Consider the following 13,097-nt stretch of genomic DNA (forward strand, 5'->3'; position numbering starts at 1 on the left):
GAAGACGCGCAGGCAGGCGCCGACCCGTCGCTGCGCCTGCGCCTGCAGTGTTCGTCCGCCGCGTCTGCACGCAACGCAGGCGACAGTGCGGCGGGCTTGCTCGCATGCGGCTCGCTGCACCGCGCAGGTCATCCGGTGATCGCTAACGGTTGCAGTGGCTCGAAAGAATCAGCCCGGCAAGCACTGCACCGGCACACTGGCTGCCATGCGCTGCCACGCCGGCTGCAGCGTCATGGCGTGGCGGACGGATTCGCGCAGCGGCTTTCGTCCAGCACCCGACGCATCTGCAAATAGCGCTGCTTGCGCTCGGCCGCTTGCGCCTCGTCGGAGAAGCGCCAGGTCGATTCGGCCTGCTCGGCACGCTGGCGCCAGGCCTCGCACAGGCTCTGGTCCGGCACCGGTGCGCAGCGGTCGGTGACCACTTCGCAGGCGCTGCCGCCGCCGGTTGCCGGCCCGCCCGCCAGGTTGGTGGTCTGCATCGGCAGGCAGCGCGTGGCCGGCTCGCGGTCTTCGGTGAAATAGCGCCCGTTGTCGTGCGCGGTGCATTCGAACAAGGGTGGCGGTGGCAGCGTGGAGGTCGAGGCCGCGGCAGGTGGCGTCGGTGCCGGCGTTGCAGCCGGGACGGCGGCGGGCACATCGGTCTTGGGCATGGTGGGGGGCTGCGCAGCGGGCGTGCTACGCGCAGGCGATGCTGCGCCTGATCCACCCGCCGTCAACGGCACCGCGGCCGGTGCCGTCATCAGTTTCTTCTGCTGCTGCATGCCTTTCGGGCAGGGCATGTTCTGCACGGTAAGCGCGCCGCTGGAGTCGGTGCACCGGTAGATCGCCACTTCCTGTGCGCCGGCCACCGAGGCACTCGCCAGCAATACCGCCCACGGCCAGCGCCTCATGCGCCGCCGCAATCGCGCTGCAGGCGCGCGTCGATACCGCGCTGTTCGCGGCTGAGATCCTGGCGCTCGCTCTGCAGGGCATTGTTGTAGCGGCGGATCAGTTCCCAGCGACGGTCGGCCAGGCGCGCGCAGACTTCCTGTTCGGGCAGGGCATGGCATTCGTCGCGGATCTGCACGTTGCCGTACGGCACGATCACCGTGCCGCCGTAGCCGCCGCCGTTGTAGCCGCCTTGATAGCCACCCTGATAACCGTCGCCGCCGAAGCTTGCGCTGCCGCGCAGGCTGCCACCCCGACCGGCGCTTCCCTGCACCGACATCGCCGGGCGTGGGCGGACCGAAATCGGCGGACGCTGGATGCCGCCGCCGCTGACCGGCGGGGCAATGCCGTTGCCCACATAGGCCGGGCCCCAGGTCGGCACCCAGCGCGGATTGCCTTCCGGGCTGTCGCTGGTATAGCGGTTGCCGTCTTCGGTGGTGCACTCGTACATCGGCTGTGGCGGCTGCACGGTGACGATGCGCACCTCGCGCGGTGGCTGCGTCGCGACGGCGGCCGGGGCGGCAACGGTGCGCTGCGGTTGCGGCGGCGGATCCTGCGGGCGCTGAAGGTCCAGCACCTGCTGGCGGCCGCTGCTGCATGGCGCATCCTGCAAGGCGACGGTGCCGGTGCTGCTGACGCAGCGGTAGATCCGCACATTCGGATCCGGTTTGCTGGCGGTACTGGCCGCCGACGCAGGCAGCGCGGTGGCCAGCAACAGAAGGGTCAGGACGGTACGCATGGCCGCAGTGTGCGCGTCTACCCGGCTGTGGGCAAAGGGGCAGGCGGTGTTCATGGCCAAGCGCGCCGACAGGCGGCGCGTGGCGGCTGCTCAGTCGCGCAGGATCTGTCCGCTGCGGGCGTCGCGGATCTGGGTCGGTTGCGCCAATGCGCCCACCTCGCCATCCGTCACCCCGTCGATGCTGGCCAGCAGGGCCGGGTCCAGCGCCTGTCGGCTGCGCGCGGGCGGTTCGCCGGCCAGGTTGGCGCTGGTGGACACCAACGGGCCGCCCCAGGCCGCACAGAGCGCGGCGACCAGCGGGTGTGCGCTGATGCGCACCGCCAGCCCGTCATGCGCGCCTGTGACCCAGCGCGGCGCCTGGGCGGTGATCGGCAGGATCCAGGTATGCGGGCCTGGCCAGCTGGCCAGCACCTCCTGCTTGCGGGCCGGCGCCAGTGCGTCCAGATCCACCCAGTCGTACAGCACATCCACGCTGGCGGCGACCACGATCACGCCCTTGTCGACCGGGCGGCGTTTGATCTCCAGCAGCCGCAGCACGGCGGCCTGCTGGCGCGGGTCGCAGCCCAGCCCCCACACCGCTTCGGTGGGATAGGCGATCACGCCGCCCCGGGTCAGGGTGGCGACGGCGCTGTCCAGGCTGAGCGTGTGCATGTGGCGGTCTTAGCTTGCGGCCTTGCTCGCGGTCTTCTTGACCACGCGCTTGCTGGCCTTCTTGGCAGCGGCCTTCTTGGCCGGCGCCTTCTTCGCCGCGGTCTTGGTGGCGGTCTTCTTTACCGCGGTCTTCTTGGCTGCGGCGTCCTTGGCCTCCTTGGCCGAATCCTTCACCGCGTTCTTCTTGAGCGTGGCCTTCTTGGCGCCGAAGCCCTTGCGCACTGGCTTGCCGGTGTCGGCCAGCAGCTGCTGCACTTCCTCGAACGTCAGCGACGCCGGCTCGCGATCCTTGGGGATCTTGCCATTGAGCTTGCCATCGCTGATGTACGGGCCGAAGCGGCCGTTGAGCACCTGGATGTCGCTGCCTTCGAAGTCCTTGATCACGCGGTTGCGCGCGATCTCTTCCTTCTCCTCGATCAGGAACACCGCGCGCGCCAGATCGATGGTGTACGGGTCGTCTTCCTTCTTCAGCGACGCATAGACGCTGCCGCGGCGCGCGAACGGGCCGAACCGGCCGATGCCGACGCTGACGTCCTGGTCCTTGTCCTGGCCCAGTGCGCGCGGCATCTTGAACAGCTCCAATGCGTCTTCGATGGAGATCGAGTAAATGCTCTGGCCTGGCCGCAGCGAGGCGAAGGTGGGCTTTTCCTCGTCTTCGACGGTGCCGATCTGCACCATCGGGCCGAACCGGCCGATGCGCGCGCTGACTTCCTTGCCGCTGACCGGGTCGGTGCCCAGTACGCGCACGCTGCCGGCGTCGGTCTTGTCCAGCGAATCCTTCTTGTCCTCGACCAGTTCCTTGAACGGGCCCCAGAACTTCTCCATCAGCGGGATCCACTCTTCCTCGCCACGCGAGACCGCATCCAGGTCGTCTTCGAGCTTGGCGGTGAAGTCGTAATCCACGTAACGGGTGAAATGCCCGGACAGGAACTTGGACACCGCGCGGCCCACGTCGGTGGGGCGGAAGCTGCGACCTTCCATTTCCACGTACTTGCGGAACTGCAGGGTCTGGATGATCGAGGCGTAGGTGGACGGCCGGCCGATGCCGTATTCCTCCAGTGCCTTGACCAACGCCGCTTCGGTGAAGCGCGGCGGCGGCTGGGTGAAATGCTGGTCGGTGACGATGCGGTCCAGCGGGATGTTGTCGCCGGCCTTCATCAGCGGCAGCTTGCGGCCTTCGTCCTCGTCCTCGCTGCTCTTGGTGTCCTTGCCTTCCTCGTAGACCGCCAGGAAGCCGGGCACCACCACGGTGGTGCCGCTGGCGCGGAACACGTGCTCGCTGCCGGCCGACAGATCGACGCTGACGGTGTTGAGCGTGGCCGGGATCATCTGGCAGGCCACGGCGCGGCGCCAGATCAACTCGTACAGGCGACGCTCGTCGTCGGACAGGAAGCGCGCCACCTGCGCCGGGGTGCGCAGCGCCGAGGTCGGACGTACCGCCTCATGCGCTTCCTGCGCGTTCTTGGATTTGGTGGTGTAGGCGTTGGGCTGGTCCGGCAACGAGGAGGTGCCGAAATCGCGCGCGATCACATCGCGGATTTCCGACAGCGCGTCCTGCGACAGGTTCACCGAGTCGGTACGCATATAGCTGATCAGACCGACCGAGCCTTCGTCGCCCAGCGCCACGCCTTCGTACAGCTTCTGCGCCACCTGCATGGTCTTGCGGGTGGTGAAGCCGAGCTTGCGCGAGGCTTCCTGCTGCAGCGTGGAGGTGGTGAACGGCGGGGCCGGGCGACGCTTGCGCTCCTTGCTGGCCACATCGGTGACATGCAGCACGCCTTGCGCGGCCTGCTGGATGCGCAGCCGCGCCGCTTCGGCGGTATCGCCGTCGGTGACGGTGAACTGCTCGAACTTCTGCCCGTCCAGCTTGATCAGGCGCGCATTGAACGGCTGCGACGGATGCCGGCAATGCGCATCGATGGACCAGTACTCGCGCGCGATGAAGGCTTCGATCTCTTCTTCGCGCTCGACGATCATGCGCAGCGCCGGCGACTGCACGCGGCCGGCCGACAGGCCGCGCTGCACCTTGCGCCACAGCACCGGCGACAGGTTGAAGCCGACCAGGTAGTCGAGCGCGCGACGGGCCTGCTGCGCATCGACCAGATCGGCCGCGATCGCGCGCGGCTTGAGCATGGCTTCCTTGATCGCACGCGGGGTGATCTCGGTGAACACCACCCGCTGCATCGTCTTGTCCTTGAGCAGCCCGCGCTCTTTCAGGATCTCGGCGATGTGCCAGCTGATCGCCTCGCCCTCGCGGTCCGGGTCGGTCGCCAGATAGATGTCGTCGGCGCTCTTGGCCGCGCGTGCAATGGCTTCGACATGCTTCTCGTTCTTTTCGATCAGGTCGTAGCGCATTGCGAAGCCGTTGTCCGGATCGACCGCGCCTTCCTTGGGGACGAGATCGCGCACGTGCCCATACGAGGCCAGGACGGTGAAGTCCTTGCCGAGGTATTTATTGATCGTCTTGGCCTTGGCAGGCGATTCGACGATGAGCAGGTGCTTGGGCATGGTGGCGAATTCTTTGGGCAGGGCCCGGGGGGCGGGTAGCGTGGCCTAATTGGCCGGTGGAGGGAAGCACATCGACCGTTTCCCACAGGTCAACGCCCGGGAAACGAGCCCGGGCGTTCAGTTCTCTTATTAGAAAGATCACGGCGGACGCCGCCGTGTCAAGCGGCCAGGGCTGCCAACTGCTAGCTCTGGCTCATTCCGATGGCGGCCAGCATGAAGCCCACCACCACCACCGAGATCACCAGCATCACCGCATAAATGGCCAGCACCACGATGGTGACCGTGTCCAGACCCCTGGATTGGCGCTCCGGGTGATCCGTAAACGCCCAGCGGTCCACCACCAGGGTGTCGCAGACCTTGTCGTGCGGAGCCTGCTTGCGCGCGGTCATGCCGGCCATGAACGCGGCCACGACCACGCCGATGCCCAGGGTGAGCACGCTGATCAGCATGTAGGCCAGGTAGCGCAGCACATTGCGCCAGAAACCGACCCGGCCGCCGTTGCTGTCGGCGCGCACCAGCTTGATGCCGCAGGCGAGCTTGCCCAGGCTGGCCTGGTGCCGGCTGGACTGCATCCAGGCGAAATACAGCGTCGGGATCGCCAGGCCGATGCCGTAGGACATCACCAGGATGGCGATGCTGAGCGCGCTGCCGTCGTCCAGCGCCGAGCCGGAATCACCCCGGCTGGTCGCCAGCGCCACGACGAACACCAGCGGGATCACGATCAGGTACACCGCAAAGCTGGTGATCAGGCTGTCCAGGATGCTGGCGGCCACGCGCCGCCACAGGCCGGCGTAGACGACCGGGGCATCGTGCAATGCGACGCTTGCCGCGGGCGCGGCGACGGAATCCCAGGCGCTTGGAAGCGGCGCGCCGGCCGGTGGTTGCGACACGGCATGCGCGGGTGTTGCAGGCGCGTGGGAGGTGTCGGTCAGGAGCGGGCTCGATGCCGCCGGGGTTGCCGCAGGGTCTGCCGGCGTGGTGGGCCACGCCGCTGGATCTGTCAGCGCAGCCTGCCCGCTCGGCGGACGCTGCAGGTGGTCGGCTACGGGAGGGTGATCGGCAAGGCCGGAGTCGGACCGCCCGAGCACAGCGTCTGCCGCCGGGCCGGCAAACGGCGCATCTGCGGCAGGCGTGTGATCCACCGCGACGCTGGTCGGGTGAACCGTCGCCTGCGGCTCACTGTGCGCAACGTGCACCGGCACATCTCCGACGCTCGGCGCGGCGGGCGCTGGAACGGCGCTGTCGATCCCCAGCTCGGCCATGACCTCGCCAAGTGCCACCCACTGCGGAAAGCCTTCGCGCCAGACCAGGCTGGATGCATCGATCAGGCCTTCCGACAGGCGCGCGCGAAGCGTGTCCGTGTCCACCGGCCCCTGGCGCTCGCGTTGTGCGTCGGCGTAATACCACTGCGTCATTGAAGTCCCCTTGCGTAAAGCGATTGACTAGCCGCGGCAGTCCGGCGGAAGTTGGTTGTCGTCGATCTCGGAGCTGCACTGCCAGCTGCCGGCGTCCGCGTCGAAATCCAGCCACAGCGCCTTGCCGTCGATCCTGGTCATTTTTGGCGCATGCAGTAGCGCCTCGACGCCGCACTCGGTGGTGTCGAAACGGCCGATCCGCACGCTGCTCAGGACATCGTTTGCATACTGCTCGGGCGCGAGAAAGCCGGCGTCGCCGTTGACCGGGCAACGGCCTTGCTGCGCGAGAAATTCGGCGATCTGCGGCTTCAGGGGCGTCAGCGCCGCGATCGCCTGGGCGACCTTGGTACGCGTGGTGTAGTCCTGGTACGCCGGCAGCGCGATCGCCGCCAGGATGCCGATCATCGCCACCAGCACGAACATGCCCACCACCGCGCCCAGCACCAACGCCAGCGGCCACCCCGGCCCGTTGCCAGGCAGGCGATGCGCTGACGAAGAGGGTGCACTGGCGGCTGCGTTGTGAACAGCCGCTGGCGGAACCGACGGCAGGGGCGGCGGCAGCGCTGCGGCGCGCAGATCGGTGGAAATCGGTGGCCCAAGCTCGTCGGCGCATGCAGACAGCGGCACCCATCGGGCAAATCCTGCGCGCCAGACCAGGGTGTCCAGTGCAATCGCGTGCTCGCGATACAGCGCCAGCAAGGCCTCGCCGGCCACCGGGCCACGCCGGTGGCGGTTGCCCTCGGCGTAATACCAACTACTCATTGCCGTCCCCTCGCACGCGTCCGTTGCGGCTTCCGCCTCAGTGTACGGGTTCAGGCTCGTCCAGGAACATCTGCGTTTCCATCCAGGCGTAGGCCGCTTCGGCACCCGGCTGGTTGAACAACACCATCAAGACCACCCATTTGAGGTCGTCCAGGTCCAGTTCGTCCTGGTCCAGCGCCATGGCGCGATCCAGCACCAGCTCGCGCTGGTCGGCGTCGAGGATGCGGTGTTGCTCCAGGAACAGCAGGAATCCACGGCAGTCCACATCGAGCTTGTCCAGCTCCGGGCCGTGGTAGATGCGTACCGGTCCATCGACATGCGGGCGCGCCACGCTTGGCCGCTGCTCGGAGAGCGCGTCCAGCCAATCGAAGGCTTTGCTGATTTCTGCGGGGCTGAAACCGGCCTGGATCAGGCCATTCTGAAGCGAGTCACGGTCGCGGACCAGGTCCGCATCTTCGCTGAAATAATGTTCGAACAGGTACAGCAGTACATCAAGAATGCTCTCTTTCATTGCCCCTCGGCCTGCGTCGCGCGACGCTGTGGAGGTGAAGAAACTAGGGATTGCGGGTATAGCGACCGTGCTCGGTGACCACGTCTCCCTCCAGTTCCATGATGAGCAGCATGGAGGACAGCGCGGCGGCCGTCAATCCGGTGCGTTTGACCAGGGAATCCATAGGGGTTGGGTCATGGCCCAGCGCCTGCCACAAGCGCTGGTAGTCCGGATCCGGGCGCGCCGGGCCGGCTTGCGGCGGTGTCCTGGCCTGATCAGTGGGGGCGGCCAGGCGCTGGCGCAAGGCGCTTGCCAGTTCGCCCGACAGCAGGCGCAGGCCGTCGATGACCTGGGCCGGCTCCTGGGCCAGGGTGGCGCCCTGCCGGATCAGGTGATGGCAGCCCCGCGCGAGCGGATTGTGCAGCGAGCCGGGCAGGGCGAACACCTCGCGCCCGGCCTCCGCCGCCAGCCGCGCGGTGATCAGCGCGCCCGAGCGCATGGCCGCTTCCACCACCAGGGTGCCCAGGGCCAGCCCGGCGATGATCCGGTTGCGGGCCGGGAAGTGCCCCGCGACCGGCCCGGTGCCGGGCAGGTATTCGCTGACCACCGCGCCACGCGCGGCGATGCGATCGCGCAGGGAGTGGTGATTTGCCGGGTAGGCCACATCCGCGCCGGTGCCCACCACCGCCACGGTGATGGCCCCGGCACGGCCAAGCGCGGCCTCGTGCGCGATCGCGTCCACGCCGGCGGCCATGCCACTGACGATGGCCAACCCGGCGCCGGCCAGGCCGGAGGCGAACGCGCGGGTGTGGTCGCGGCCCCCGGCGGTGGCGGAGCGGCTGCCGACCACGGCCACGCCCGGGTGCCAGAGCGCGTTCGGGTCGCCGTCCACGAACAGGGCCAGCGGCGGATTGACGATGTGGCGCAGCAGGGCGGGGTAGTCGGGATCGTTCAGGCCGATCAGGTGATGGCCGGGCTGCTCGCACCACTGCAGGGCGGCGTCAAGCGCGCGCGCATCGGGAGTCTGCAGCCGTGCCGCCTGCAACTCGTCGCAGCCGGCGGCAAGCCAGGCCTCGGGCCCGGCCGCCAGTAGCTCGGCCGGGCTGGCGAAGCAGTCCAGCAGCGCATGGCGCGGCGGGCTGCGGCCGCCCGCCAGGAGCAGGGTCAGGAGCGCGCGCAGGTCGGAAGTGGGGAGGGCCATACGTCCAGCCTGAACCGCAAACGCCGACGGCGCCCTCAGGCGCCGTCGTATTACCGCATCGGAATTTTCGCTTACTGCGCGTCGGGATGCTTGACGAAGTAGCCCAGGCCGGTCGGCTTGACGCTTTCCATCACCAGCGCATAGCTGACCTTGTCGAAGGTACGGAACACCATCGCGTGCGAGGCGTATTCGTCGGGCAGGCCGACGGTGGAGCCGGCCGGGCCGCTGAAGTCGTCGTCGGTCCGCGAGAAGCGCGAGTGCTTGACGCGGTCGCTGACCGTGCGGCCCTTGCGCCAGATCGAGAACACCGTGCCGTTGTTGATGCCTTCGCGGGCACCGCCGGAGATAGCGATCACGTCGCGGGTGCCGCCGACGGTGAAGGCATCGGAGATGGCCAGTACCCGCAATTCGGTCTGCAGGGCCTGTTCCGACGGCGGATGCGGGATGAACTGCAGGTCGTAGGGCTGCGCCTCGACGGCGACGATGCGATCGCCGGCGCGTACTTCGCGGCCGCTGTCCTGCAGCAGCAGGGTGGCCGCCTTGGAGTTGCCGCCCGCCGCGCTGCGCGTGATGGTGCCGACGTTGACCTGTGCCAGTTCGTAGCCGAGGAACTCGCGGCGCGTGCTCGGCGCGATGTAGTTCTTCCAGATGTTGCCGGCGCCTGCGGTGATGTTGCCGGCCGCATCGAGGTCTTCGTTGTGCTTGGGCAGGCTGAACTTCACCGTCGGGCGCACCACCGCAAAACGCTGGCCCGGCTGTGCATCGTCCAGGCCGACCACATAGGCCACCTGGCCGGTGGTGGCGCGCGTGCGGCCGCCTTCCAGGCCCACCACGTACGGCAGCTGGTCGAAGTCGTCGGTGACGCGCAGGTTCTTCAGGAACGGCTCGACATCGGCCAGCGGAATCGCATTGATCGGCGCTTCCTGGCGCGGACCGGGCTGGACGGTGCCCTTGGCGACGCGATCCAGGTAGGCCAGGCTGATCACGTCACCGGGATAGATCAGGTGCGGATTCTGGATCTGCGGGTTGGCCTGCCAGATTTCCGGCCACAACCAGGGTTTTTGCAGGAAACGTCCAGCGATGTCCCACAGGGTATCGCCCTTGCGGACCACGTAAGTCTCTGGATGCTCGCCCACCGCTTGCGCGGCAGCGTAGGTCGCGACGGTCAGCATCGCCGCAGCGACGACCGTACGAAGTCGGTTCAACATGAGTGCCTTCTTGCCTGATTCCCCAACAGGTCTGCGCACTATAGTCCAGAAACCGGGGCGTCACGCAAGCATTGCGCTAGAATGACAGCGTCTTGCCGGCGCAGCGCCGGTGTTCCCAGACGGGTAATCACATGGCTTTGCTCCCTATTCTCGAATTCCCCGATCCGCGGCTGCGCACCAAGGCCGTGCCGGTCGATGCTGCCGAGCTCACCAGCCCGGCATTCCAGACCCTGCTCGACGACATGTTCCAGACCATGTACGAGGCGCCCGGCATCGGCCTGGCCGCCAGTCAGGTGGACGTGCACAAGCGTTTCATGGTGATCGACGTCAGCGAGGAGAAGACGCTCCCGCAGGTGTTCATCAACCCGGAGATCGTGAGCAGGCAGGGCGAGCAGGTCTACCAGGAAGGCTGCCTGTCGGTACCGGGCATCTATGCCGACGTCGCCCGCGCCGATGCGATCACCGTGCGCTATCTCGACCGCCAGGGCAAGGCGCAGGAACTGAGCACCGACGGCCTGCTGGCGGTGTGCATCCAGCACGAGATGGACCATCTGGACGGCAAGTTGTTCGTCGATTACCTGTCGCCGCTCAAGCGCGAAATGGTGCGCAAGAAACTGGCCAAGCAGCGTAAGCACGTGGCCTGAGGGCAGGGATTGGGGAGTTGGGATTGGGGATTGGTGAAGCGGGTTTTCTGGCTGCTTGCCGGTCCGTTGGTCCCACGCTCAATCGCTAGGCGCGGGGCTATGCGTGTGATTGGGCGATGGCGCAGGCCGTCGCTGCACGCGCTCCGCGTACACGGATGGAGCGACACGTCGGGACCTGGGATATGGGATTGGCCAGCCACTGCGGTGTTGCCCAAGCCCCCTGCTGCGAATCCCGATGCCCGAATCCCCATTCCCCGCCGCTGCCACTCCCCAATCCCCACTCCCGAATCCCCGCCCTATGAGAATCGTATTCGCCGGTACGCCGGATTTTGCCGTCGCCTCGTTGCGCGCAGCCGCGCAGCGGCATGAAGTGGTGGCGGTCTACACCCAGCCGGATCGGCCGGCCGGCCGTGGCCGCGGGTTGACGCCGTCGCCGGTCAAGCTGGAGGCGATTGCGCGCGGCATCCCGGTCTTCCAGCCGCAAACGCTGCGCTCGTCGGAGGCGCTGGCCACGCTACGCGCGCTCAATGCCGATCTGATGGTGGTGGTGGCCTACGGCCTGATCCTGCCCAAGGCAGTGCTGGCCGCGCCGACCCATGGCTGCTGGAACGTGCATGCCTCGTTGTTGCCGCGCTGGCGTGGCGCCGCGCCGATCCAGCGCGCGATCGAGGCCGGCGATACCGAAACCGGCGTCTGCCTGATGCAGATGGAAGCCGGGCTGGATACCGGCCCAGTGCTGCTGTCGCAGCGGCTGGCCATCGGCGAGCAGGAAACCGGCGGGCAGCTGCACGATCGCCTGGCCGCGCTGGGCGCGCAGGTGCTGGCCGATGGCCTGGGCCTGCTGCGTGCCGGCATCCGCCCGGTGGCGCAGCCGCAGCCGGCCGAGGGCGTGACCTATGCGCACAAGCTGGACAAGACGCAGGCGCGGCTGGACTGGACCCAGCCGGCGCAGGAGCTGGCGCGGCGGGTACGCGCGTTCAATCCATGGCCGGTGGCCGAGGCGGTCCTGGCCGGCGAGCGCGTGCGCCTGCATGGTGCGGTGGCGCTGGAGCTGGCCCATCAGCAGGCGCCGGGCACCCTGCTCGCCGCCAGCAAGCAGGGCATCGACATCGCCTGCGGGCAGGGCGCGCTGCGGGTGCGCGTGCTGCAGCGCGAGGGCGGCAAGGCGATCACCGCTGCCGACTACCTCAACGCGCGCCGCGACCTGCCGGCGCTGCGCTGATGTCGGCAGAGACCGCAACCGCCGGCGTTGGCTCGCGTCTGGCCGCGGCACGGGTGCTGACGGCGGTGTTCGACCAGGGCCGCTCGCTCAAGGCCGAACTGGCCGCGACCTTGCCCGGTCTTGCTGATCCACGCGACCGCGCGCTGGTGGAGGCGATCTGCTTTGCGGTGCTGCGCCGCCGCCCGGCCTATGACGTGGCATTGCGGCAGTGGCTGGAACGCCCGCTGCCGCCGCGCGACGCGGAACTGAAAGCGCTGCTGATGGCCGGCTTCGCCCAGCTCGACGTGCTGCAGCTGCCCGCGCACGCGGCCTTGTCGGCCACCGTGGACGCGTGCCGCGCGCTGGGCCGGCCGCGGCAGGCCGGCATGGTCAACGCGATCCTGCGGCGCGCCCAGCGCGAGGGGTTTCCAGCGGTGTCCGCCGATGCGGGCTGGCCGTCCTGGCTGCGCAAGCAACTGCGCGCCGATTGGGGCGAGCAGGCCGAACGCATCTTCGTGGCCAGCGCGCAGATGGCGCCGATGTGGCTACGCGTGCAGCGCGCGCGGATCGACCCGGCCGGCTATGTCGCCCGGCTGGCCGCGCTGGGCATCGGCGCGGACACCGATGCGCTGTTGCCGGATGCGGTGCGTCTGCACGGGGCGGTGCCGGTGAGCCAGTTGCCGGGCTTTGCCGACGGCGATGTCTCGGTGCAGGACGGCTCTGCCCAGCAGGTTGCCGATGCGCTGGCGCTGGCGCCATCTGCACGCGTGCTCGATGCCTGCGCGGCGCCCGGCGGCAAGGCCGCGCATCTGCTGGAACGTCATCCTGGCCTGCAGCTCACCGCGCTGGATGTGGATGCGCGCCGGCTGGAGCGGGTGCAGCAGACCTTGCAGCGCACCGTGCCGGCCGCGCAGGTGACCTTGCACACCGCTGACGCAGCCGATACCGCCGCATGGTGGGACGGCCAGCCGTTCGATGCGGTGCTGCTGGATGCGCCGTGTTCGGCCACCGGCGTGGTGCGCCGTCAGCCCGACGTGCTGCTGCATCGCCGTGCCGACGATATCGACGCCTTGTGCGCGTTGCAGGCGCGTCTGCTCGATGCCACCTGGCGCACGCTGCGGCCGGGCGGGCAGCTGCTCTACACCACCTGTTCCCTGCTGGCGCGCGAGAACCAGGCGCAGGTGCAGGCATTCCTGCAACGCACTGCCGATGCGCAGGCGCAGCCGCTGGGCGCGCAATTCGGTCATGCGGCCGGTGCCGGACGCCAGCGTTTTCCCGGCGAGCAGCACTGCGACGGTTTTTTCTACGCGCTTTTGCTAAAAGCGTCCTGACCGCGCGCCGATCCCGGCGC

General features: G+C 68.5%; 12 protein-coding genes. 3 read left to right on the forward strand and 9 right to left on the reverse strand.

Annotated elements, in window-relative coordinates:
• Window positions 1-230: 230 nt before the first annotated feature.
• From DYQ94_RS18605 to DYQ94_RS18645, 9 genes are all read right to left on the reverse strand, one after another.
• Entirely contained in the window at window positions 231-890 is a 660-nt protein-coding gene (locus tag DYQ94_RS18605) for a DUF4124 domain-containing protein (RefSeq protein WP_126966520.1), read from the reverse strand.
• Entirely contained in the window at window positions 887-1,666 is a 780-nt protein-coding gene (locus tag DYQ94_RS18610) for a DUF4124 domain-containing protein (protein ID WP_126966521.1), read from the reverse strand. Before DYQ94_RS18610 ends, DYQ94_RS18605 begins: the two co-directional genes overlap by 4 nt.
• A 90-nt stretch (window positions 1,667-1,756) precedes the next feature.
• Window positions 1,757-2,317 (reverse strand): L-threonylcarbamoyladenylate synthase type 1 TsaC, encoded by a 561-nt coding sequence (tsaC, locus tag DYQ94_RS18615; RefSeq protein WP_126966522.1) that lies wholly within the window; start codon window positions 2,315-2,317, stop codon window positions 1,757-1,759.
• Window positions 2,318-2,326: 9 nt separating this feature from the next.
• Window positions 2,327-4,825, reverse strand: a complete 2,499-nt coding sequence (locus tag DYQ94_RS18620; RefSeq protein WP_126966523.1) for a DNA topoisomerase I — start codon at window positions 4,823-4,825, stop codon at window positions 2,327-2,329.
• A gap of 182 nt (window positions 4,826-5,007) precedes the next feature.
• Window positions 5,008-6,240, reverse strand: a complete 1,233-nt coding sequence (locus tag DYQ94_RS18625) for an RDD family protein (RefSeq protein WP_126966524.1) — start codon at window positions 6,238-6,240, stop codon at window positions 5,008-5,010.
• Between the two features lie 27 nt (window positions 6,241-6,267).
• Window positions 6,268-7,002 (reverse strand): pilin, encoded by a 735-nt coding sequence (locus DYQ94_RS18630; protein WP_126966525.1) that lies wholly within the window; start codon window positions 7,000-7,002, stop codon window positions 6,268-6,270.
• 37 nt (window positions 7,003-7,039) lie between these two features.
• Window positions 7,040-7,513, reverse strand: coding sequence for a DUF494 family protein (locus tag DYQ94_RS18635; RefSeq protein ID WP_003484452.1), 474 nt, complete (start codon window positions 7,511-7,513; stop codon window positions 7,040-7,042).
• Window positions 7,514-7,556: 43 nt separating this feature from the next.
• Window positions 7,557-8,693, reverse strand: a complete 1,137-nt coding sequence (gene dprA / locus DYQ94_RS18640) for a DNA-processing protein DprA (protein ID WP_184429098.1) — start codon at window positions 8,691-8,693, stop codon at window positions 7,557-7,559.
• Between the two features lie 71 nt (window positions 8,694-8,764).
• A complete protein-coding gene (locus tag DYQ94_RS18645) occupies window positions 8,765-9,901 on the reverse strand; it encodes a LysM peptidoglycan-binding domain-containing protein (RefSeq protein WP_104575567.1) in 1,137 nt (378 codons plus the stop codon).
• A 131-nt stretch (window positions 9,902-10,032) separates the two neighbouring features.
• On the opposite strand from DYQ94_RS18645, the gene def reads away from it, so the two are divergent.
• The 3 genes from def (at window position 10,033) to rsmB (ending at window position 13,077) form a co-directional block, all read left to right on the forward strand.
• Window positions 10,033-10,545, forward strand: a complete 513-nt coding sequence (def, locus tag DYQ94_RS18650; RefSeq protein WP_024938525.1) for a peptide deformylase — start codon at window positions 10,033-10,035, stop codon at window positions 10,543-10,545.
• A 298-nt stretch (window positions 10,546-10,843) separates the two neighbouring features.
• Entirely contained in the window at window positions 10,844-11,767 is a 924-nt protein-coding gene (gene fmt, locus DYQ94_RS18655) for a methionyl-tRNA formyltransferase (protein ID WP_102255868.1), read from the forward strand.
• Window positions 11,767-13,077, forward strand: a complete 1,311-nt coding sequence (gene rsmB, locus DYQ94_RS18660; RefSeq protein WP_126966526.1) for a 16S rRNA (cytosine(967)-C(5))-methyltransferase RsmB — start codon at window positions 11,767-11,769, stop codon at window positions 13,075-13,077. Before fmt ends, rsmB begins: the two co-directional genes overlap by 1 nt.
• The last annotated feature ends 20 nt before the right edge of the window (window positions 13,078-13,097 follow it).

It is taken from the genome of Xanthomonas sp. LMG 8993, from assembly GCF_009835065.2.
GTDB classification, from domain to species: Bacteria; Pseudomonadota; Gammaproteobacteria; order Xanthomonadales; family Xanthomonadaceae; genus Xanthomonas; species Xanthomonas arboricola.